The sequence below is a fragment of the Bacillus cereus group sp. BfR-BA-01310 genome (assembly GCF_022664325.1).
Lineage (GTDB): Bacteria > Bacillota > Bacilli > Bacillales > Bacillaceae_G > Bacillus_A > Bacillus_A paramycoides.
On record NZ_JAKUHD010000004.1, the window covers coordinates 212,700 to 235,817 of the forward strand.

The following is a 23,118-nucleotide window of genomic DNA, read 5'->3' on the forward strand; positions in this document are numbered from 1 at the left end:
AAAGATTAGAATTTTATTTGGAGGTGCTAACTATGGCAAAAGATAGTTCTTTTGACATCGTTTCGAAAGTAGAATTACCCGAGGTAACAAACGCAATTAACATCGCATTAAAGGAAATCCAAAACCGATATGACTTTAAAGGAAGTAAAAGTGATATTAAATTAGAAAAAGAAGTACTTGTTTTAACTTCTGACGATGAGTTCAAATTAGACCAAGTAAAAGACGTTCTAATTTCTAAACTTGTAAAACGTAACGTTCCAATTAAAAACTTGGACTACGGAAAAGTTGAAGCTGCGACTGGTAACACTGTTCGCCAACGCGCAACACTTCAACAAGGTATCGATAAAGATAACGCTAAAAAAATCAACAACATCATTAAAGAAATGAAATTAAAAGTAAAAACACAAGTTCAAGATGACCAAGTACGCGTAACAGCGAAAAGCCGTGATGACTTGCAAGCAGTAATCGCAGCCGTTCGTAGCGCTGACTTACCAATCGACGTACAGTTCATTAACTACCGCTAAAAAGAAAAACTCCTCTCATTAGAGGAGTTTTTTACTTATTAAGAGTTATCACATTTTAAGTTGTACACATTTTTAAGAGCAACACATTATCGCTTCATTAAATGATTTTTCAGGAATGTATACTTTATCATTTTCTATTTTGTATTTAATGTTATTTCTCTTCAGAATTGCTGTATCAACAGAATGAACACTATCACCCCACTGAACAAACTTTCCATCGTCACCGTTGTCCCAAAAATACAGACTTACAAATACGATAAGAAGACATAAACATAGAACGAACAACTTCTTTTTCCTCAAACGCCACACCTCACCCTACACTATCAATTGAATCTCAAAAGAGAATGTCTCATTATTTACGTTTCTTTTTAACCGCAATCAAAAATGTAATAAATAATACGTTAACACCAACGATTAAGGATATAAATAACCAATTCATACCCGTTTCTTCACCAACTTTATACACATTCGCTTCTTCACGCTTTAAAACGAGATAAAACTGCCCGTTTTCTTCTCGTATAATTTCATCTTCTAATAACCCTCTTAACTCTTGCTTTTCTCCGATTGCACTTACAGGTAAGGAAACTTTTTGCGTTTCTTTCGTATTATTAATCGCTACTAGTGTTACTTCATCTTTATATTTTCTCTTTAACACACTCATTCCACTTTTATCATACAGAAGTTCAAACGTACCACGTCGTAAAGATGGTCTAGTTTGTCTAAGCTCACCTAACTTTGTTATGTGCTGCATAAATTTCTCATCTGATTTGAAATCCATTAATCGTCTATTATCCGGAGCATTCCCTCCATCTAATGCAATTTCAGTTCCGTAATAAAAATTCGGTATCCCCGGAGATGTATATAAATAAGTGAGCGCTAGTTTTAAACGAGACGGTGGATAATACATATTTTCTTTTGCAATACGTGCAAATCTCTCTGTTTCCTGATTATCTAAAAACGTAGCGAATTCTCCTTCTTTTTCACTCACATCATATAAAGGCTTCACAGACATATCTGCTTTTGAAAATGATTCTACTATTTTTTTATAGTATTCATTATCTTCTTTTGTCATAATGCGAAAATCTTTCTTTATCGCCTGCAAATCTTTTTGCACTTCATCCCAAAAAGCTCGCGGCTTTTTTTCACTATGTATAACATAACTTCCATCTAAATCGGCTTCTTTTATCCACCATTTCATGGAATCAATTAATTGTTGTTCATTTTCTCCAAATGGAAATTGAAATACAACTTTCATCCCTTTTCCGTGAGCCTCTTTTACAAGTTCTTTCACATCTGCTTCTGTTCCGAAATGTTCATTTACTTTTTGAAAATCACGCGCATCATATCCATCGTATTTTTGACTTTCAAAAAGTGGAGAAAGCATAACAGTAGTAAAACCCATTTCTTTTATGTAATCCAATCTTTTTATAATCCCTCGTATATCTCCGCCCTGGTACCCTTCTAAATTTCCAACATCCAATTGTTTATCATTTTTCGGCTCTCCGTTATTGAAGCGATCAATCATAATGGAGTATATAACTTCATCTCGCCATTCTCTTTTTTCTTCCGCAAAAGTATGTACTGGTACAAACAAAGCGACAGCTAAACAAAAACAAATGAATAGTTCCTTAGCCCATATTTTTTTCACACGCATCCCCCAAATTTATAATTGTAAGAATATTATACCAATTATTAGAACAAATCGCATACGGCTAATTTCCTTCATCGAAAATAACACATGTAAGATTTCCTTACATAAAATATAAAATTATCTAAAAATTCAGTTGATTTTTATTTTAATTTCCAATATGATATGAAACATAACAAAATTATGTAATGTTTTATAACATTACAGGAGGAGGAAAAGAATGAATACAGGAGATACGGTTTTTATATTTGTATCTACAGTAATGGTCATGCTGATGACACCAGGATTGGCACTTTTTTATGGAGGCATGGTTCGCAGTAAAAACGTACTCAGCACGACAATGCACAGCTATAGTGCAATGGCTATCGTTTCAATTCAATGGGTTGTTATTGGTTATTCTTTATCATTCGGACCCGATTGGCACGGACTTATAGGTACGCTTGATTGGTTCGGCCTAAACGGAGTTACCTACGCACCAAATCCAGACTACTCATCTACTATTCCTCACAATTTATTTATGATGTTCCAACTCATGTTCGCTATTTTAACTCCCGCTTTAATTTCAGGTGCATTCGCTGAAAGAATGCGATTTTCAGCCTTTCTTATTTTTATCCTTCTCTGGACAACAATCGTTTACAACCCTGTCGCTCATTGGGTATGGGGCGTCGGTGGATGGCTAAAAGAACTCGGCGCGTTAGACTTCGCTGGCGGTAATGTCGTTCATATCACATCTGGTGTTGCCGGTCTTGTATTAGCGATTTTCCTTGGAAAACGAAAAAACATAAGCGGTACCTCCCCTCACCATCTACCATTTACGATGTTAGGAGCGGGCTTACTATGGTTCGGCTGGTTCGGTTTTAACGTCGGTAGTGCATTATCCTTAAATGACGTAGCTTTAACTGCATTTATTAATACAAATATAGCCGCCGCTGCCTCTGCATTAACTTGGATGCTCTCAGAATGGTTCTTCCAATCAAAACCAACCGCAATGGGAGCTGCTTGTGGGGTGATTTCCGGTCTAGTTGCAATTACGCCGGCTTGCGGATTTGTTACACCATTCTCCGCCCTTCTTATCGGGGCAATCGGGGGTATATTATGCTTCAGCGCTGTCTTCTTCTTAAAAAACAAATTCGGATATGATGACACACTCGATGCATTTGGATGTCACGGCATCGGAGGAACTTGGGGCGGTATTGCAACTGGACTTTTCGCGACAACGTCTGTAAATAGCGATGGCGCTAACGGATTATTTTACGGAAATGTATCTCTTCTTTTCAAACAACTTATAGCAATTGGGGCAACATACGCATTCACGATCATTATGACGTATGCCATCATTAAAGCCATTAACTTCTTCCTCCCTGTTCGTGTAGATGAGCACGAAGAACAAATGGGGCTTGATATTTCGATGCATGGCGAGAAAGCTTATGAGTATACAGAAAGATCCGTGAACTAAAACTTACCAACATACGAAAAAGGTGTACTCCGTTCTAACACGGGGTACACCTTTTTCGTATATTCATAACAACATAACTATTCCAAACTATTGGTATATAAATATCTTTATCTATCTATTCATATAAGTATCTTATCTTTTCAATAGCATACTTAAAACAAGTTGCACAGCAACAGCGTCATCTAAATAACCGATAGGAAAAATGTAATCCGGAATTACATCAACTGATAGAATAAAGTAGATGAGAGCACTTCCCATTAAAGCTAGTTCTACAGGTGTCCCCTTCTTTTTCGTAAATCTCTCATACAATTCTTTCAAATCATTAATAAATGGTCCAATACTACTTACCTTCAGAATCTTCTCAGTAAACCCCTTTTCAATCGTTTCTTTTCCTTCTTCTGTTTGCGAATATTGTTCGTAATTAGCCAATTGTTGCTCTACATTCGCGATACTAAACTTTTGATCATATAACTGTGAAGATTCAAGTAAATGTTCAATGTTATTAATGGATACTTGAATATCAGATTGTTCTTCCTGCTTTGTTTCAATAGAATAACCTGCCGCCGCAAATAAATCCGCAATCGGAATACCAAGGCAATCTGCAAACTTTTGCAAATGCTTCGGATTTGCTTTTCGTTTACCATTTATAATCATTGAAATAGTAGCAGTATCGATCCCAGTAAGCGCACTCAGTTTTCGCATTGACAAAGACTTTTCCTTCAGTAATTCTTTTAATAACAACCCAAGATTACTTCTTTCAATTCCTTCAGACATATTCCATTCCCCTCTATTCATGAGAATAATCATAGTTGACACACGCAAGATAACTACAACTTCTATACAATCATATTAACAAATTTTTTTGCCAAGTTACAAGGCAGGAATTCGTAATATATGTTTACATTTTGTAAACATATATTACAATTCATAAAATAAAGCCACCTCAAAAAATCGAAATTTTTCAAGACAGCTTCTTCTGCAAAGTTTAATAGCGCAACTTATTGCAACCATTTTCTCAATAAAAAAAATATGCAACTACAAGCAATATAAGAACTAATAAAAATGAAAAATGCAACTAGAAATGAATGGTGCAAGGAAAAAGTTAACACTGTTAATAACGAAGACAAAAAGAATATATCTAATAAAATAAAATATCCTGAACTTAAAACACTTTCTACTAATTGTAATTCAGCCTCAAGTTCAGAGTACTTCAACCTTTTATAAAGCAATCTCACTTTCTCTCACCTTCTATTCATCTGATGTTAAAACTATCATCCCTTTCTCTTTCTATAAAGTGAGACTTTAATCAGTGGGGGTTTTGTTCATCCCCACTGATTATCAGCCCGAAAATAGTGGGATAAATCAATCAAAAAAAGGCAGCAAATGCAATAATTAATAGTAACGTTCCGCTGATCAATGTTCCAAATTGCCCTAAAGTAAATTTCCCAATACGAACGTGAGCTATCTTTCTCCCTAATGCAACTCCGCCCCAAACTGTTATGAAACTACCAATTGCCGCAGTAACACATATTGCTATCGGATTCAAACCGAATAAACCAGCACCTAATCCGTTCGTTAATGCATTAGCAGACAGACCAATGCCAAGAAAGATAGATTCTACAAATCCGATTCCTCCAGATTCACCTATATTTTTCGTTAAACCATTTATTTCCGTAGATGCTACTTCACCTTCCGCTCCTTCAGCTACCACCTTACGCGGAATTGCTAATAATACAATTCGAAGACCAATGACAACTAATAAGAAAGAACCAATGACTACTGGCATAATCCCAGGCAAAATTTTTGAAAGCCATAATCCAAAATAAATCCCGGCCACACTAAACAAAAAGCAAATAACCGAAATGATAAGATTAGAAAAATGGCTAATTCGTATGTTGCGAATCCCATAAGAAATTCCTACCCCTAAGTTATCGATACTTGATGAAAATGTTAATGCTAATATCATCATCCATGCCGCCATTTAATTCTTTCACCCCTTAATGATTTTATAATTCTGAACATTCCGAAAATTAATGCGACATATATAGTATGGAATATGAATAAGGGAGTTAAAAGCTCCCTATATTCTTTCCATTTCGTACTCCGCCCTTAAAAGCGAGGAAGAGTGAACCATTTCATAATATTCATACGGTTTTCTTTTCCTTTTTCACGAACCGAGTGAAAAATCTCACCAGTGAATGAACCCATTTTCGTAGCAATTTCTTTTTGCATCGCTTTATTTTCCGATGCTGCTTTTATACTTAAATCTAATGCCTGTTCAAAGTGCTCTAACGCTTTTTCCAAATGGTAATCTACATCTTTTTCTACAGCTTTATGCATCATGTTTAATCTCCTCCACTTCATCTTGCGCTTGTTCAGCTGCCGCTTCTATCACTTCTTGTTCATCAGTAATGTCATCTTCCACATAAGAAAGTTCTTTCTCAAATTGCTTTTGCATTCTATCCATTTTCGCTTCCACAATAATATCTTCTACTTCCTCTTTAATTGTTTCAAAAGTAGACTTCACACCCCTTGCCCCCGATTCAACAAGCGGACGAAGTGTATTTCTTACGACAGGTAATAAAGCGGCACTTGCTAGCGCTAAAGTAGATCCAATAACAACTTTTCGTATCATTTTCATTGCTCCTTTACACTGTTTTTAATAATGCAGATTCAGAAACTACTGGTTTTACTAAATCAGTATTCTTATATGAAACTAAATTAATAATAGGTTTCGCGATTTGAGACACTGTGCCCGCCACGAGAAGAACAGGTATCCATTGTGTGAGCGTTAACGGAACAGTATGGAATATACGAGCTAACGGAGGTACATATATAGCTGATAATAATACAAGCCAAGACGTTCCTAACGCTGTAATAAAGAACCGGTCTTTTGACCAATCGCGAACTGTTTCTTCTGATCCCTCTTGTCTCCAAGAGAAAGTTTGAATGAGCTGCCCGGCAACTAAAGCTGCAAATGCTGATGTTTGTGCTACTGGAAGAGGTACTCCAACCGCTAAACTAATACCAAATACAGCGAGCGAACCTACCCCAAGCAGTACTCCTCTTGTAATAACTTTTTTGTACAAATCTTTATCAACAATATCTTGACGTTTCGTTTGCTTCGTTTTGTTTCCAGGGTTTACAGCTAAAATCATCGCTGGTAAAGCATCGGTAATAAGATTCATTAATAAAATTTGAATTGGCACTAACGGAATCGGCATTCCCGCTATAACAGCAGCACTAGTCACTAACACTTCCGCTAAATTCCCCGTCAATAAACAACCAACTGCTTTACGAATATTTCCGATGATCGTTCTACCTTCTTTTACCCCTTCAACAATTGAACCGAAATGATCCTTTTTCAAAATCAAATCAGCGGCTTCTTTCGTAACTTCTGTTCCGGTTTGCCCCATCGCAATACCGATATTCGCCTTTTTTATAGCCGGTGTATCATTTACACCATCTCCAGTCATCGCGACGATTTGACCGTCGGATTGGAAGGCCGTTACAATTCGTAATTTGTGAGCCGGAGTCACACGAGCAAAAACAGATGTACTTTTCACAACTTCTTTTAATTCCTCATCTGTCATGTTATCAATTTCTAATCCCGTTAAAACACGATCTTCACGATTCCAAATTCCAGTTTGTTTCGCAATAGAAATCGCCGTAGTCGGATGATCTCCCGTAATCATTACTGGCTTCACACCTAACTCAATCGCTTCACGAATACTCTCTTCCACTTCAGGTTTTGGCGGATCGATCATACCGACTAATCCAACAAAAGTAAGATCATCACTTTCGCCATTGCTGTACGCAAAACCTAATACTCGTAATGCCTGTTTTGCAAACTCTTCATTTTGTTGTAAAATAACTTCTTTTTGCTTATCACATAACGGATATATTTGACCGTTATCTTGATACCATTTACAACGAGTAAGAATCGCCTCTACAGAACCTTTTGAGAACTTATATAACTCTTCAGCGTTACTCTCTTTACAAACAACACTCATAATTTTCATCTCTGAATCAAATGGTTCTTCATGATGGCGTTCAAACGACGCCATACCTTCCTGTAATGCCCCCGCTTTCGAAGCTAAACTTAATAAAGCTCCTTCAGTCGGATCACCTTTTACAACCCATAAATCATCTTCCTGCTCTAATTTACTATTGTTACAAAGAACACCAATTTGAAGAATACGAGCTAAATCCGGATTTTCTAGCGGCACATTTTCCGTTTTATGATAAATAGCCTCTTCTATCTCCGTATCTACAGCAGCAGCAACTTTAGATGAAGTTACATCAGCAATCGTCCCTACTGGTTCATACCCATCACCGGTTACACTCCATAAACGATTCGGCGTAGCAATTACTTTAACCGTCATTTCATTTTTCGTAAGAGTTCCCGTTTTATCAGAACAAATAACCGTCGTTCTACCGAGTGTTTCTAAACTCGAAAGCTTTCGAACGAGCGCATTTTGCTTTTGCATACGGAATATACCCGCACTTAAAGCAATCGTAATCATAATTGGTAATCCTTCTGGAACAGCAGAAGCAGTAAGAGCAACCGATGTTGTAATCATTTGCGTAATTGGCAGTCCTCTTAGTAGCCCCGCCACAAGTACAAGACCGCCAGCCACAAACGCTCCTTTAATAAATGTTTTACTAATAGATGTCACCTTTTGCTGCAATGGCGTAGGCTCTATTTCTTCCCCTTTCATTAAGGAAATCATATAGCCCATCTCTGTACGCATACCTGTTTCTACTACAATTGCTACCGCTTTACCTCGTGTTACAGACGTCCCCATAAAGAGCATATTGTTTCGCTCTGCTAACGAACACTCTTCTAACACAGCGTCCGCTTTCTTTTCAACTGGAAGTGATTCTCCCGTTAACATCGCTTCGTTAATTTCTAAGTTCCAAGAGTTAACAACGCGAAGATCAGCAGGTACACGGTCTCCCGCTTCAAGGCAGACAATATCTCCAGGAACGAGTTCACTACTTGATATTTCTATTTCCGCTTCTTCTCGTATTACTTTACAAATAGGGGCTCGGAATTGATTTAAAGCCTCAACTACCTTTTCCGCCTTCCGCTCTTGAAGCGTCCCAATTATTGCATTTACAACGAGAATTGTCCCCATCGCTAATCCATCGAACCAGCCACCAGATATAACAGATAATCCAGCTGCTCCGAGTAAAATAAGCGATGTAAATTCTTTAAATCGGCCCATAAACGATACAATCCAAGGAACTGACGGTTTCGGTTCAATTTGGTTCATTCCGTATTCTTCTTTTCGCATATTTACTTGTGCATTACTTAATCCATATTGCTTCTCAACTTGTAATCTATTCATTACTTTTTCTTGATTAAATGTATACCACGGAATTTGATCTTGTTTGGCAGGAATCACTTTTGGCTGAGAAGAATCCATTTTCGACAATTCTCCATAAGAAAATATCTTCTCGCTCATTCTTTTCGCCCTAGATAAAAACGTTAACGATAAAGCATTTGCAAATAAAGCGATTACAGGTGCTGTGAATATAGACCAAACCGCTAACATCTCTCCCACCACATTCCACACTTTCGCTGCGCGGAAATGCTCATTCACCAACATATTGATTCGGTTTGCATACGCTGTAGATTGAGAGATATTTTTTATTTCTTCAAATGATATAGACGGAAAATCGGTATTTTGATCAGTTGCAAATACTACCTCTTCTCCATTTGAACGAAGCAATTTTACCCGTTCGACAGCATCCCCCTGCTGCCAGCTATCATCCACACCATACTGAGAAAGAATGCTACGATTTACATGTAAACTATTTTGCAAAACGCCTATACTCCATTTGTTTTCATGTAACCCATTCACTACTTCTTTGAATTCAGGAATAATAGTAACCTTTGATCCAACTAGTAGACCGAGGCATTCTTTATTTTTAGCGACGTACTGAACTTGGAATCCTTCTTTTTCAAGCCTCTTCGCTTCCAGCTCATACGCACTTATATCTACACCATTTCGCTCGGCAAAATCTTTACTTCCGAAAAAGGAAGTTATTCCTTGAATTTCACCTTTTATTCCTTCATTCTCTACTTGAACTTCAAACGCTTTTCTTAATGTTCTTCCAGTTTGCGCAGCCCGTTGCACGACTTCCTCTTTCCATACATGCTCACTTTTCTCAATAAGAGAAGCCACCGTGCACCAAACTTGCCCTTCATTTTCATCTTGCGAAATACAACTCATCCCCTCTGCTGAGGCCTGGAATATACGAGATGTATCATCTAATACTATCGTTTTTGTTCGAGACAATTGCGATAACGACCCACCGCTCGGAATGACATATCCTCTTTCTCTCGCGACGAGGTCACCTTGTCGCCACGCATATTCTGCCGATGAGACAGCTGGTTTCGGATTAGCCGCTAACAACACTGCCATTCCACGCAAAGGATTTCTAGTGAAAGCCCAAGTTGCTCCTCCAAAAATCATTCCCCACTTTGATTGTTTTTCACTATACGCTTTAATCTCTGGAGAGAGGAGATTTTCTTTATACGCCTCATTTTCTTCGTTTATGTTTGCTTGACTACGCTTCCAATTTAAGTAGTTTAATAGACTAAGACCGGCAAGCACGACAATATTCTCCCGCGCAAGCGCAAGTGCAAGAGTCCCTACACCAAGCACAAGATCGGAATTCACCTTTTTGCTAGCAACCATTTTTTTGAATCCTCGTTTCAGGAACGGATAACCCGTCACAACGGATAAAGCTCCGGATACATAAAAAAGACCAGGACTTCTAGCTAAGGCAGATCTACCCATAAATAATTGTTTTATGCCGAAAGCACCTAACCCAACAACCGAAAGTGCTAGAGGTAACGGCACACCTTCATCCTTTTTTCTATGAACAGTGTCATTATTACGAGAAACTACACTAGATGAACAATCTATTAATTCCTTCTTTTCGTCACTGTTATTTGTACTACTTTTCTTTCGCTTCGTCACTTGTTCTTCTATAAGCTGAATTATTTTGCAAATGTTATGTAGAGATGTCTTGTTGATATCGTAAGTAATAAGGGCTCTTCCTGTAGAAATTGAGGGACTTACTTGATAAATACCTTCCGCTTGACTAAATCGGTCTAATATCAAGTTCGCCATATTCTTGTTGTATTTTAACTTATAAATTTCAATTCGAATTCTTCCAGGTAATGATCGTATAAATCTCGTTTTTAATGTTTTACTTTGCATCATCATCCTCCTTATCGTCTTGAAGGAAGTAAAAAGATTTATTGCTCATGTAGTACTTAAGGACTGACGGGCAAATTTTCATAATCTATATTTTGCTCAGAATGATACGCATTTACACGAGAAACCCATTTTTCCTGGAATTTAGAAATTGTATTTGGAACAGCTTCTACCGCTCCTATAATTGGTGATACTGTTTTCACAGCCACTTTCCGTGCCGCTTCTTTCACTTTTGGCAAAGCTTCTTCCATTTCTGAACCAGCACTTTGCATTTGTTCTTTTGCACCAAGAAAAGCCGATACTGTTTTTACTGCAAGTTTTCGTAATCCCTTTCTCGCTTTTGGTGATGCCAATATTACCGCTGCTACCCCAACCGCTATACCGATTGGAGATTTCATAAATCGAAACATATTCATTTCTCCTCACTTAATTTTTTTCGAATCTGTAAAATGAATCAATCATATATCCCTAAGTAAAAGTGTAAATCACCCTATCACATCCTTTTTTTGTAAAAAGTATATAACGAGTATATATTTTTGTTTGTATTATTTCAACAATTTATTTGTTTTTTGTAAATTTTATGTTAATTCTAAAAACATTTTTTGTTAATACTCCTATTTCTATGTAATGTAACAGGTAATATATTCCATGTTCTTTTCTTACTCAATTGTTGAGATTTTGTTGAGAATTTATTTTGTATTTTTACAAATTACAAACTAGGACATGCACTTTTACGAAACAATTTTTATATACTATAAAAAACGCTATAAGGAGGGATCTTCATGAGCTTATCCTACTGGAAATACGCTATCCTCAATCACATTACTGTAAATTTCCGTACTTTCTTATTCAATATCATTGTCGCTATTTTAGGTGAAATCGCACTCTTTCTTGTCTTAAGCTTTATTCCGAAACGATTTCATAAATTTTTCGCATAAAAAAGCCTGAGTTCCTATCAATGTAGAACTCAGGCTGCTTAACTCTATTAAATAAAGGAGGGATTGTTATGATTATCGTTTTTGCTTTATATCGGGATTGATACATATTGTTTTTTTAAGCCCGTGCATATCCCATCTAGCATTATGGTAAATATATCAACGGCTTTTCGGATATATTGACGATTTTTCAATTATACCGATTGCTTCTTTAATTATATCGACGTTTCGATACAACATATCGATTTACCAACAAATTCCGACATAACTGAAATGAACAATACCCCCGCATAAATTACGAATCACCGTACTTCCTTTTATTTGCGCTTAATATAATAAGAAACGCCACCGCTATTACAGCTAAAAAGCGAACTGGATTAAACGGCGTTCCTACTGTTTCATTAAATCGATGATAAATAAACGGTATCATCTCAAGTACCATTAATCCCATAGCAATTTGGAATGTCTCAGCCATCGCTTTATTTTTTATAAACGTAGCACGTTCATCACCTTGTTTCCCGATTGCTATAAACATTTTTACAATAGCAAATACTACAAATTAAAAGACACATAACGCAATAATAAAAATAGCGACATTCATGAAATACACCTCTTATACGTAAAATTTATTCGACAAGATTACAACATATTTTACAAAAAAAGACGACCGAGAATCGGACGTCTTTTCCTATTTATTTTGGAGCATTCCCTACATACTGCGTAATATCAACATTTAACGCTTGAGCTAAACGCATTCCGTAATCATGATCTGCACGGAAGAAGTTGCAAATAGCGAGTAGTTTTGTGCGTTCATTTACGTCTTTTAAGTCATTTGTTAAGTTTGCAATTAAATTGTCTTGCTCTTCTTTAGAGAATGAACGGTAACGCTCACCCGCTTGTTTGAAGTCATTTGGTTTCTCAATTTTTTCACGAGATACGTAGCCTTCTACTTTCATAGTTGAATCACGGTAAGCTGGGTCCTCAACTGGATTTTCAGTATGACGGCTCGGTTCGTAGTTTATTGTAGATGGGTTTTGATTAATTTGCATCGCACCATCACGTTGTTGATTACGAACAGCTGCGTATGGACAGTTTACAGGAATTTGTAGATAGTTTGCACCAAGGCGATAACGCTGTGTATCTGGATAAGAGAATAAACGACCTTGTAATAATTTATCTTCAGATGGTTCAATACCATTTACAGTTGCACTCGGAGTAAACGCCGCTTGTTCTACTTCCGCAAAGAAGTTTTTCGGGTTACGATTTAACGTCATTGTCCCTACTTCTATTAATGGGAAGCGATCTTCTGGCCATACTTTCGTTGGATCTAGTGGATCGAAATCTAAAGAATCCGTTTCATCTAGTTGCATTACTTGTACGTGTAAATCCCATTTTGGATAGTTTCCTTTTTCGATTGCACCGAATAAGTCACGAGTAGCATGATTGAAATCTTTCCCTTGTACTTGCTCCACTTCTTTCGCACTCAAGTTACGTACGCCTTGCTGTGGTTTCCAATGATATTTAATGTATACAATTTTACCTTCTGCATTAATCCATTTAAATGAATGTACGCCGAAACCTTCCATTTCACGGTAGTTTGCCGGTGTACCATAATCAGAAAATACCCATGTCATCATATGTGTAGATTCTGGAGTTAACGTCATAAAATCCCAATAACGATCTGGTGTTTGAACGTTTGTATCAGGTGCTGGTTTTAAAGAATGCACCATGTCAGGGAATTTAATTGCATCACGAATGAAGAAAACAGGCAAATGGTTACCTACGATATCGTAGTTTCCTTCTTCTGTATAAAATTTAACAGCGAACCCACGTGGATCACGAGCTGTTTCCGGAGAACCTTGACCATGAATTACCGTTGAGAAACGAACGAATACAGGTGTCTCAGTTCCTTCATTTTGTAAAAATGCTGCTTTTGTATATTGCTTCATGCTGTTTTTCGTTACGAATACACCATGAGCACCTGCACCGCGTGCATGCACAACGCGCTCTGGAATACGTTCACGATCAAAATGCGCAAGTTTTTCTACTAAATGATAGTCTTCTAACAATACCGGTCCACGTCGACCAGCTGTACGAGAATTTTGGTTATCTCCAACTGGAGCACCTTGGTTTGTTGTTAAGCGATTATTTGGATTCATCAAGGGAGATCCTCCTCTTTCTTTCATAGTAATTATTATTTATTTAAAATTATTATAAACTAATTATTATTCAAAACTAAATTCTTGTCAACTATTTCCTTCATTTTTTTGGAAACAATTTCAGTTAAACAATCGATAAATGTGGGTTGAGCGTTCGGCATATTTGGTCTAAAGTATGCAACATTTAATTCATCAGTTACAACTTTACATTCATAATCGTTATCATATAAAACTTCTAAATGCTCCGCCACAAAGCCAACCGGACAATATACGAAAGATTCATAGCCATGCTCTTCATATAAATCTCTCGTTAAATCTTGCACATCTGGCCCAATCCATGGATCTAGTGTATTTCCAGCGCTTTGCCAACCAATCATATAATGCTTTATATCTGCTTCTGCCGCAATTAAGTCCGCTGTATGCTGTAATTGCTCTACATAAGGGTCTCCCGCTGCAATAATTTTCTCCGGTAAACTATGTGCGGAGAAAATAACAACTGCCTTCTCTTTATCTATGATTTTAGTAAACGTTTCTTTAATTTGATCTGCCCAACAGGAAATAAATTTTGGTTCATCGTACCATTGTTCAATTGGTTCAATAACAGGACCACCTATTTCTTCTGAAAGACGAATGGCACGGTCATTATACGCTTTAATGCTAAATGTAGAATAGTGCGGTGCTAATACGATACTAATCGCCTGCTCAATTCCATCTCGCTTCATCTCTTCTACTGCATCTTCAATAAATGGAGCAATATGTTTTAACCCTAAGTAACAAACAAATTCATACTCTGTATACATTTTATTCAATGAATCTGTTAATTTATGTGCCTGCTCTTTCGTAATTTTTGCAAGTGGCGAAATTCCTCCAATTGCTGTATAACGCTCAATTAAATCTTGAAGCGCTTCTTCAGACGGCTTACGCCCGTGGCGAATGTGAGTGTAATATCCCTCTACATCATCTAATGATTCTGGCGTTCCATACGCCATTACAAGCAAACCTATTTTCTTTTTCGTCATCTATATAACACCTCAATTTTGGAAATGAGAATCTTTTTCAAGAACGTTTGTTTCAAATTATAACAAGTAATAATAAATACGTCAAAATAATAATTCTAATTAAGTATTATTTATAATATAATTTTAAATTTTATATGACAATTTATTTAATATTAATTGTCATATTCTCGTATTATTCTTAATCACTGTGGAACTTCACAACAACTTAAAAAAATCTCAATATTTCGGTTATTATTCCTCAAAATTTGTACTTTACTATTTATCTTAGAAAAGGAAACAGAATTCCGTTGAATTCTAATTAAAGGAACATATAAGGAGGATTTAAAATGACACAGCCTTTTATTAAAAAAGCAGTACTGATTTCTACACTTACCATGAGTACAATCCTATCCACAACAATTCCATTTAACGTTTTAGCAGCACCTAATCCAGCAATACAAATGCAACAAGAAAATCTCACTGACGAAATTATGAAGCTATCGTTCGAGGAAAATCTAAATGATAGCTCCGCATCCAATCACATAATTTCATATGAAAATGGTAATCCTTCATTTACAGACGGACGCATAAATAAAGCTCTCAAGTTTAAATCAACCTCACAGAAAAATGCTTCCTATATCGACTTAGGAGATACTTCACAATTAAAATTTGGAGAACGTACAGACTTCACAATAGCCTTTTGGGTAAAATCTTCCGGAGTAAATGCTGATCCAGCCATCATTTCAAATAAAGATTGGAATAGCGGTGGAAACTTAGGGTGGTTTATCGGTTTAAAGGATAAGGCTCTCCTTTGGAATTTCAAAACATCCGGTAGCTCCCGCCTGGATGCCTCTATTCCAAATATCGCTGATAACGTTTGGCATCATATTGTGATTTCTCATGACCGCGATGGATATGCAACTATTTATAAAGACGGAAAGCTAGAACAACAAATTGATATTAGTAAAATGAAAGGTACAATCGATACAAATTACACAACAAAAATTGGAGTTGATGGGAAAGGAACTTTATTCGGAAACAACTTTGACGCAACACTAGATGAAGTATCTATCCTAAGAAAAGCAGTAACGGCTACAGATGTTCAAAAAATGTATCAATCCGCTCCTCCGATTGCTGTTACTGACATTTCCATTGACCAACCAACTATTCATTTAAATGTTGATGGTTACACCTATTTACAAGCCAATATCCAGCCTTTAGACGCAACAAATAAAAAAGTAACTTGGACAAGCAGTAATAAAAACATCGCAGACGTTGAAGCGATAGATGGAAAAGTCAAAGTAATTGGAAAAGGCGTTGGGAAAACAACAATTCAAGCCATTTCTGAAGACGGAAAAAAAGCCGCTACAGCAGAACTAACTGTTGGAAATTCTTTAGATATAACACGTGATGGTTTACTTGAACAAAATGATTTAAACTTTGTAAAACAATACATCGGATCAGATGTAAATAGTCAAAACTGGAATGAAATTAAGCGGGCTGATTTAAATGAAGATGGAAAAATTGATGAAAAGGACATACTCCCTCTTCAAGAACAGCTAAAACAATCTACAAACTATCCATACAAACATGTCTTTATTATCGGGTTAGATGGAGCTGGTATTGCTGTTAAAGATGCTAATGCCCCTAATATTAAAAATTTTATCGCTAATGGTGCCAGCACTTATAATGCGCAAGCTCTTTCACCAACGATTAGCGCTCAAAACTGGGGCGGAATCTTACATGGTGTAACACCTGATAAAACAAAACTGGATAATACAATCGCAGGGTCAATAGCATTCCCTGAAAATTCACCTTATCCATCCTTTATGAAAGTACTAAAACAAGAACGACCTTACGCAAAAATGGCTTCATTTGCTGGATGGAGTCCCATTAATAAAGGGATTATCGAACAATCCGTAGGCGCTCACTTAGAGTCTGTCCCAGATGACCAATTGGCACCAAAAATCTCAAATTATATTAAAACGGAAGGAAAAGATACTGCGGTCACATTCATTCATTTTGACGATATTGATGGAGCTGGTCATTCTAAAGGCTACGGCAGCCCCGCATATATGCAACAAATTGAAAAAACAGATAAAAATGTAGGGATTGTATTAGATGCAATTCGTGACGCTGGTTTATTAGAAGATAGCCTTGTTATTATGACAACGGATCATGGAGGAAAAGACTACGGACATGGAGGAGAATCTCCTGAAGAAAAGACAATTTTCTGGGCGGCGAACGGCCCTGGAATTCTAGCAAAATCATCTATTACAACTCCTATGACGAATATGGATACAGCGGCAGTTGTAGCACAAGCACTACGCTCGAATAAACCTATGACTTGGGATGCAAAAACACCTGAGAATTTACTAGAAACATTCCCTACTAGCCTTACACTTAACAAATCAGAACACTCTTTAAGAGAAAGAGAAACCTTTGAACTCGTTGCGAAGATCACTCCAAACGTTACAAATAAAAAGTTAATTTGGAAAAGTGACAATCCAACTGTTGCAACAATACAAGCAACGGATGAAAAAGCAATTGTCCATGCTGTACAAGCTGGCACTGCAACACTTACTGCAACAACTGCTACTGGCGAATATGTAGCAACATGTCAAGTAACTGTCGAACCAAATCATGTACCTGTTACAGACATCAAAGTAGACGAACGATCTTTTGAGATCAAGCAAGGAGATGAAAAACTTGTATCTGCCTCCGTTCTTCCAGAAAATGCAACAAATAAAAATATAGTTTGGAAAAGTAGTGACACAAGCATCATTGCCCTGGAAACCAAAAATAATACGACTCATGTGAAAGCTTTAAAAACTGGACGCGTTGTTTTAACCGCAACAACAGATGATGGAAAATACAATAGATATATTTATATTCAAGTGAAATAGAAGAAAAGGCGGCTTACACAACATGCAAGCCGCCCTTTCCCTACTCTTTAATATTTACCCCATACTCTTTAAACCAAACATGAATTTGCGCTAAATGAGCTAAAAGTTGTGGCCCTGTCATTAATTGACCTAACACCATTTAACTACAACAAAAATAAAAGAGCACAGCGTGTATATAAAGTGCTACCAACACTCTATATACCGTCCGCCTACTCTGGATAGGCAAACACTTGCTGTACTCTTACGGACTATTTTACAGTACGTAAGGGCTCCTTAGCAACAGTTTGCTTACACTTGGCATTCTGTTGCTTTTTTGTTTATACAAAGGGGCCTATATAATGAAGAAACGTATCAACGTTATCGCAAGTGAACAATCCTTCCACAACCTTTCTACATTTAAAGAAGTAGAAGAACTAAATAAAACTGTACGTGCATATCGTGAGTCTATCCGTATGTCTATTAAACGTACTGACGTACAATCTAAACTAATTGCATTACTTGAAATTTTAAAACGCCACAGTTGTAAATATGTAGGTGTTAGTTTCCTATGCAAAAATAGAATTGCTGCAAAGATGGAAGTTTCATATAAAACTGTACAACGTTTAATGAAGAAACTTGTAGATCTAGAGATGATTAAACAAGTTTCTATGAAGAGAACTAAAGATATGCTTCAAACTTCTAATGCAATTATCATTCAACCTATTGTGGAAGAAATGTCCGACAAGGTAGATACAAATAGTCCTACAAAGTGTCCTACCATTAAAACAACCCCTGTTTCCTTAAAACAAAATATAAAAGATATAAACAAACGTAATAATACTGAGAATAACACTACACCTGAGGAAAACATTAAAGAAGCTGATTTCGTAGCTCACTGGGTACCAGAACGTTTTATTTCCCTAGTTAGCTCTTTCTATTCTGAATCTAAGACAATTCAAGAACTGTGGAAGGTCATAAGACAGTGCAATAAAACCATTAACCATACGACAGGTGATAAAGCATTTAATACAGCTCAGGAGCTTACTATCGGCTTAAAAGCTATTAAAGAGTTCGTTATGAAGATTAAATCTGGTACGAAAATGAATAAAGGGAAATTTGCTTATTTCAACGGGATTGTAAATAACTTAATGGACAAGTTTTACTTTGATAAAGGGTTTATGGAAATGTAATATTTACAGCATCCTCCTTAGACTGGTAATATTTACTTGTTAAGGGGGATTATTTATGAGTTTAAATATGTATCTAGGGGAAGTCCAGAACCAAACTCAAAGCATGAACGCTGCATGTACCGCTACCATTCAAGGCATGGAACAAGCCATTCAGTCGATTGACGCTTTTGCAATTGATACTGTTCTACAAGGACAAACTTATAGCAGTGCAAAATCATTTTTTGTACAAACCTTTCGTCCTTTAGCACAAGGAATCATTTACTTATGTGAAGAATTAATCCGTCAAAATGATGCCTTTCCAAGTCAATTTCAATCACAGGTAGCTTCAACTGATGTCATTGAACAAGAGTTATTAGAACAAATTCGCGAAATTGACCGAATGAAAACAAGTATGGAAGCCATCAGTCAAGCTATGCCAATCCCGGGTATAGACGCTTTGGCGAATCTTTTTACTGTCATGAGGAAGAAACTGCAAGAAAAACTAGAACACTTACATGAATTCAATTATACTTCTAGTAGTAATTATGATACTGCACTTCAATTAGCTGCGAGTATCGCGCAAGGTCTTGCGGAAGTACAAAGTGGGAAAGGTTTCAGCCCCGCAAGTGGAACATTTAGCATACAAGAATTGAATATGGAGTGGACGGGGCCTATTCAAGCAATTAGAGAAAGTAAAGCTCGTGAAGCACAAATTGAAAAAGCAATTGCTTTACGAGAACAAGAAGCCAATAGACCATGGTATGAAAAAACAGCTATCAGTACTTGGGAATTTATGAAAGAATTTTTTCAAGGCGCTGGTAGTGCGGCTTTCGAAAGCGTTATTGGATTAGAATCACCTGATAATGATGAATTAGAAAGCAAGTTAACTTATCAATCGGGAAGATTTGCCGGAAATGTTGTAGCAGGAGCGGCATCCATTATAGAAATTCTAGAAGGTCTTACCGTCATAGGCGGGGCTAATTTCTTAACCTTCGTCGCAGAAGTAGGAACTGGTGGATTAGCATCACCAATTGTTCTTCCATTAGATGCAGCTGCTACAGCGGCTGGGCTTAGTCTTGCTGGACATGGTGTATTTGTTGGGGGTAATGCAATTCAAAATGGTAAGGATACTCTTCAAAAGTTCCAGTCTTCTTCTAATGGAACTAGTGGTAGAATAAAGGAGAAAGTCGATGCTAACAACATTCAAAAATCCCAGTCTTCTAGCGAGGTTGGTAATAGTGTTAAGAATACAGAAAAAATACGGATTGTTGATGGAAAAAAACAATATAATGTAAACGGAAAATGGGTAACAGATAAACAATTTTCAGCTCTTCGTCAGAAAGCTGTTCGCCACGCATGGAGACAAGAGAAAGAATTGATTAAAAAAACTGGAAAAGGAACAAGAGATTGGACCCCTGCAGAAAAACTAGAGTTATTACAAACAGGAAAAGTGAAAGGCTACGAGGGACAGCATATGAAATCTGCTAATGAATATCCTGATTTTGCTGGTGAACCAGATAACATTCAATTTTTAAAGGGAAGGAATATGGATGTAAACGAACACTTTGACGCCCATCGTGGAAATTATCACAATCCTACAAATGGCTACTATACCCCTAAGAATGATAGTATGACTGACTTTGGAGACGCTGTGCCTTGGAAACATGAATAGAGGGAGATGGTTTTATGCTAAGAAAATATTATTCAAAAAACAATAATTTACAGCCATTTTTTGAGGAAGTTAATAAATATGTAGATGGCATTCACACCCTAAACAATGGAATTAACGTAGAAGATATAACAAGCCTTCAAAATGAACTTAACATTCAAATTCCTGATATATATAAAGATTTTCTCCAAGTGTGTAATGGTGGAGAATTATTTATACCTGGAACAGTCCTGTCAGAAATTCATACAGCTGCTCGGGGCCAAAAACAGCGTGGTGGCTCCTATCTAAATGATTCGTTTAAAAAAGAACGAAGACCGACAAACATGCCAGACACGTATTTAATCATCGCAGATTTAAACTATGGTGACTCGATTTGTATAGACTTAGAATCAAGCAATGGATACGATGCAACGGTAATACAATGGGATAGGGAGATTCACAGCGTTTCTAGATCATGGAATGGCTTGGTGGAATGGTTAATGGATACCTTAGACGAAGGATCATTACTAGTAGATTATGATGGTAATGAAAAAGATTTAGACTTTTAACATGAATATTAAAAGTGAAGCCACAAGAATTTAGTGCTCTTGTGGCTTTTTATATAGCTAACTGCAAAACTTTGCTAAAAGTAAATCCATTCATTTCTTAAATTTTAATAATATTATAATATTTTTTCAACTAAACTGCCACGTTGGCTTAAGTACACTTCTTTACAATCTTAACGAAACAATTGAGTCAATTTTAGCAAATTCATCATGTGAAATATTCATACTATCGCTTAATACTTTATATCTAAAATCTAATAATGAATAATAAAATAATATTTGTTGATCTTCTTCGATATGACTTATTTTCGATTCGATTTCTTCTTTTAATGTTTTTGATTGCACAAAATCTTGATTTAACATAAATTGATACCAAATATCTAACGAATTTTTAATTTGTTCTTTAGTTACTACAGGTGTGCTCATAGCTACCCCATCCTCCTCGTTTCTATCTATGATTATCATAATTCCACAAAATAACAATAAAATCCCTTCTTCGAGTGTGGTTGATAAATAACTTTCAGAATATTCATTCCAATAAAAATGATAATATGTTAAGGTACCTAAATAAATGAAGATATACATAATAATTTAAAAAGAAAGGGGAAAATCATGGGAGTTTTTGGGTAGGGAATAATGATAATAAGATCAAATCAGTATCCTGAGTTAGATGGCCTAAAACTTAACGGAGACTATATTTTAGAGGTGCCAGCATCTAATAAAAACATTAAAAATATAGAAAAGTATAAAGAAATAGCTGAAGAATACGGTGTAACATTAAGATTTAGGGAGGAATAATTGATGGCATACGCATTAAAGCCAGAAATACAAGAAGTATTTGAGAAAATTGATTTTATGAAGAGATATAGAGAGTTGTCAGAAAGATTTTCATCAAATAGTGAAAATTCATTTGAAAACTATGAAAACGAAAAAGCAGTTGAGGTATTTGAATCACTTGGTTATAAAGCTCGTTATATGAAAAAAGAAGACTTTTTTATTATAGGAGAAGTAAAGAACAAAGATATATACACTTTTAGATTCAACCTCAGTTTAAAATATGGACTTGTTGAGTTCATTTGGTCTGCAAGACACAATGGTGAAGTAAGGGTTGGTAGTTCATGGGATATGTTTGTAAAAGTATTATCAAATGGTACTGAAAGATTGCCAGCAGTATGTTTCCACAGTTATGAAGAACTAAAAGAAATTATGAAAATCGCCTTTGAAATGTATGAAGATTTTAAACGAGAATTAATCCCTATCTATTCATGATTTTATATTTAAGAAAGGCAATTTTATCTTAAATATAAAAAAAGAAAATCCGACTCACAAGAGCCGGATTTTCACTTCATAAATACATAGGCTTCATTTGCTGTTACATAATATGTTTTACCCTTGCTGTTGTGTACTTTATATTGTGGTGATCCATTGACAGTTACTTTTTCATCGATTGTAAAACCTAGTCCTGCATCTAAAGTACCAGCCACGTCTTTATCATGCCAAGATGGAGATTCATAGAAACGTAGGTTGTCCACTTTAGTAACAACACGCTTCCCTATAATAGAGGAATCTACTGTGCTTTTCTTACTAAACTTCACATAAGATGGACTGTTCTTAATCCATTGTTCACCGCCAAGATTTAACCAACCACCCTTTTCAGCCCATACAGCATAATATAAATCATTAGCATCAATTTATTACTTTCCCATTCGTGTTTTACCTCTATGTTATACTACATTACCTTTTAAGAACTATAACAAACACATATGTTGTAAAATATATCTTTTTGAGGAAACTTTATCCATTTATTGTTATAATTATATCCGCAATATTTTTCCAGGAGGGTTCCTATAAAAAACAATAGGATAATTGGACATACATACTGGGCACTCCCCTTC

General features: G+C 36.2%; 22 protein-coding genes and 2 pseudogenes. 9 read left to right on the plus strand and 15 right to left on the minus strand.

What is annotated here, in order from left to right; all coding sequences use genetic code 11:
- Positions 1-32: 32 nt before the first annotated feature.
- On the plus strand, positions 33-524 hold the full coding sequence (locus MR109_RS11535) for a YajQ family cyclic di-GMP-binding protein (protein ID WP_001040146.1): 492 nt from the start codon (positions 33-35) through the stop codon (positions 522-524).
- A 72-nt stretch (positions 525-596) separates the two neighbouring features.
- On the opposite strand, the gene MR109_RS11540 is transcribed toward MR109_RS11535, so the two are convergent.
- Together MR109_RS11540 and MR109_RS11545 are read right to left on the minus strand one after the other, a co-directional pair.
- Entirely contained in the window at positions 597-824 is a 228-nt protein-coding gene (locus tag MR109_RS11540) for a hypothetical protein (protein ID WP_048369699.1), read from the minus strand.
- A gap of 52 nt (positions 825-876) precedes the next feature.
- Complete coding sequence (locus tag MR109_RS11545; RefSeq protein WP_242272131.1) at positions 877-2,178, minus strand: alpha-amylase family glycosyl hydrolase; 1,302 nt, start codon at positions 2,176-2,178, stop codon at positions 877-879.
- 214 nt (positions 2,179-2,392) lie between these two features.
- On the opposite strand from MR109_RS11545, the gene MR109_RS11550 reads away from it, so the two are divergent.
- A complete protein-coding gene (locus MR109_RS11550; protein WP_242272132.1) occupies positions 2,393-3,628 on the plus strand; it encodes an ammonium transporter in 1,236 nt (411 codons plus the stop codon).
- A 132-nt stretch (positions 3,629-3,760) separates the two neighbouring features.
- Here MR109_RS11550 and MR109_RS11555 read toward each other — a convergent pair whose 3' ends face one another.
- From MR109_RS11555 to MR109_RS11580, 7 genes are all read right to left on the minus strand, one after another.
- Positions 3,761-4,402, minus strand: coding sequence for a helix-turn-helix domain-containing protein (locus MR109_RS11555; protein ID WP_242272133.1), 642 nt, complete (start codon positions 4,400-4,402; stop codon positions 3,761-3,763).
- 224 nt (positions 4,403-4,626) lie between these two features.
- Positions 4,627-4,863 (minus strand): hypothetical protein, encoded by a 237-nt coding sequence (locus tag MR109_RS30200; protein WP_071717640.1) that lies wholly within the window; start codon positions 4,861-4,863, stop codon positions 4,627-4,629.
- A 131-nt stretch (positions 4,864-4,994) separates the two neighbouring features.
- Positions 4,995-5,609, minus strand: coding sequence for a sporulation membrane protein YtaF (ytaF, locus tag MR109_RS11560; protein WP_033718808.1), 615 nt, complete (start codon positions 5,607-5,609; stop codon positions 4,995-4,997).
- A gap of 128 nt (positions 5,610-5,737) precedes the next feature.
- The gene (locus MR109_RS11565) at positions 5,738-5,971 is read right to left on the minus strand and encodes a hypothetical protein (protein WP_242272134.1); all 234 of its coding nucleotides are present in this window, start codon (positions 5,969-5,971) and stop codon (positions 5,738-5,740) included.
- The gene (locus MR109_RS11570) at positions 5,961-6,263 is read right to left on the minus strand and encodes a hypothetical protein (RefSeq protein ID WP_002170806.1); all 303 of its coding nucleotides are present in this window, start codon (positions 6,261-6,263) and stop codon (positions 5,961-5,963) included. The genes MR109_RS11565 and MR109_RS11570 overlap by 11 nt, the downstream gene beginning before the upstream one ends.
- 13 nt (positions 6,264-6,276) lie before the next feature.
- Complete coding sequence (locus MR109_RS11575) at positions 6,277-10,866, minus strand: cation-translocating P-type ATPase (RefSeq protein WP_242272135.1); 4,590 nt, start codon at positions 10,864-10,866, stop codon at positions 6,277-6,279.
- 56 nt (positions 10,867-10,922) lie between these two features.
- Positions 10,923-11,273, minus strand: a complete 351-nt coding sequence (locus MR109_RS11580; RefSeq protein WP_048369714.1) for a YtxH domain-containing protein — start codon at positions 11,271-11,273, stop codon at positions 10,923-10,925.
- A gap of 372 nt (positions 11,274-11,645) precedes the next feature.
- Between MR109_RS11580 and MR109_RS11585 the strand changes: the two genes are divergently transcribed.
- Positions 11,646-11,801, plus strand: coding sequence for a hypothetical protein (locus tag MR109_RS11585; protein WP_156185339.1), 156 nt, complete (start codon positions 11,646-11,648; stop codon positions 11,799-11,801).
- A gap of 292 nt (positions 11,802-12,093) precedes the next feature.
- Here the strand turns inward: MR109_RS11585 and MR109_RS11590 are convergent, their stop codons facing one another.
- The 3 genes from MR109_RS11590 to hemH all read right to left on the minus strand — a co-directional run bounded on the left by MR109_RS11590 (position 12,094) and on the right by hemH (position 14,976).
- A complete protein-coding gene (locus tag MR109_RS11590; protein ID WP_242272136.1) occupies positions 12,094-12,333 on the minus strand; it encodes a hypothetical protein in 240 nt (79 codons plus the stop codon).
- A 157-nt stretch (positions 12,334-12,490) separates the two neighbouring features.
- Complete coding sequence (gene katB, locus MR109_RS11595) at positions 12,491-13,957, minus strand: catalase KatB (RefSeq protein ID WP_242272250.1); 1,467 nt, start codon at positions 13,955-13,957, stop codon at positions 12,491-12,493.
- A 59-nt stretch (positions 13,958-14,016) separates the two neighbouring features.
- A complete protein-coding gene (hemH, locus tag MR109_RS11600; RefSeq protein ID WP_242272137.1) occupies positions 14,017-14,976 on the minus strand; it encodes a ferrochelatase in 960 nt (319 codons plus the stop codon).
- A 326-nt stretch (positions 14,977-15,302) separates the two neighbouring features.
- Between hemH and MR109_RS11605 the strand changes: the two genes are divergently transcribed.
- Complete coding sequence (locus MR109_RS11605; protein ID WP_242272138.1) at positions 15,303-17,861, plus strand: Ig-like domain-containing protein; 2,559 nt, start codon at positions 15,303-15,305, stop codon at positions 17,859-17,861.
- 40 nt (positions 17,862-17,901) lie between these two features.
- On the opposite strand, the pseudogene MR109_RS30400 reads toward MR109_RS11605, so the two are convergent.
- Positions 17,902-17,991, minus strand: a pseudogene (locus MR109_RS30400) (aspartate--ammonia ligase); the annotation flags it as partial.
- Positions 17,992-18,199: 208 nt separating this feature from the next.
- On the opposite strand from MR109_RS30400, the gene MR109_RS11610 reads away from it, so the two are divergent.
- From MR109_RS11610 to MR109_RS11620, 3 genes are read left to right on the plus strand one after another with little or no spacing between them, the layout of a single operon-like run.
- A complete protein-coding gene (locus MR109_RS11610; protein ID WP_242272139.1) occupies positions 18,200-19,030 on the plus strand; it encodes a helix-turn-helix domain-containing protein in 831 nt (276 codons plus the stop codon).
- A gap of 55 nt (positions 19,031-19,085) precedes the next feature.
- Complete coding sequence (locus tag MR109_RS11615) at positions 19,086-20,681, plus strand: T7SS effector LXG polymorphic toxin (protein ID WP_242272140.1); 1,596 nt, start codon at positions 19,086-19,088, stop codon at positions 20,679-20,681.
- Between the two features lie 14 nt (positions 20,682-20,695).
- On the plus strand, positions 20,696-21,226 hold the full coding sequence (locus MR109_RS11620) for an SMI1/KNR4 family protein (RefSeq protein WP_103458436.1): 531 nt from the start codon (positions 20,696-20,698) through the stop codon (positions 21,224-21,226).
- 162 nt (positions 21,227-21,388) lie between these two features.
- Here MR109_RS11620 and MR109_RS11625 read toward each other — a convergent pair whose 3' ends face one another.
- The gene (locus MR109_RS11625; protein WP_242272141.1) at positions 21,389-21,649 is read right to left on the minus strand and encodes a response regulator aspartate phosphatase; all 261 of its coding nucleotides are present in this window, start codon (positions 21,647-21,649) and stop codon (positions 21,389-21,391) included.
- 210 nt (positions 21,650-21,859) lie between these two features.
- On the opposite strand from MR109_RS11625, the gene MR109_RS11630 reads away from it, so the two are divergent.
- Positions 21,860-22,021, plus strand: coding sequence for a hypothetical protein (locus MR109_RS11630; RefSeq protein ID WP_242272142.1), 162 nt, complete (start codon positions 21,860-21,862; stop codon positions 22,019-22,021).
- A gap of 3 nt (positions 22,022-22,024) precedes the next feature.
- Positions 22,025-22,492, plus strand: coding sequence for a hypothetical protein (locus MR109_RS11635; protein WP_242272143.1), 468 nt, complete (start codon positions 22,025-22,027; stop codon positions 22,490-22,492).
- Between the two features lie 71 nt (positions 22,493-22,563).
- Here the strand turns inward: MR109_RS11635 and MR109_RS11640 are convergent.
- Positions 22,564-22,893: pseudogene (locus MR109_RS11640) on the minus strand (N-acetylmuramoyl-L-alanine amidase); the annotation flags it as partial.
- Positions 22,894-23,118: the final 225 nt, after the last annotated feature.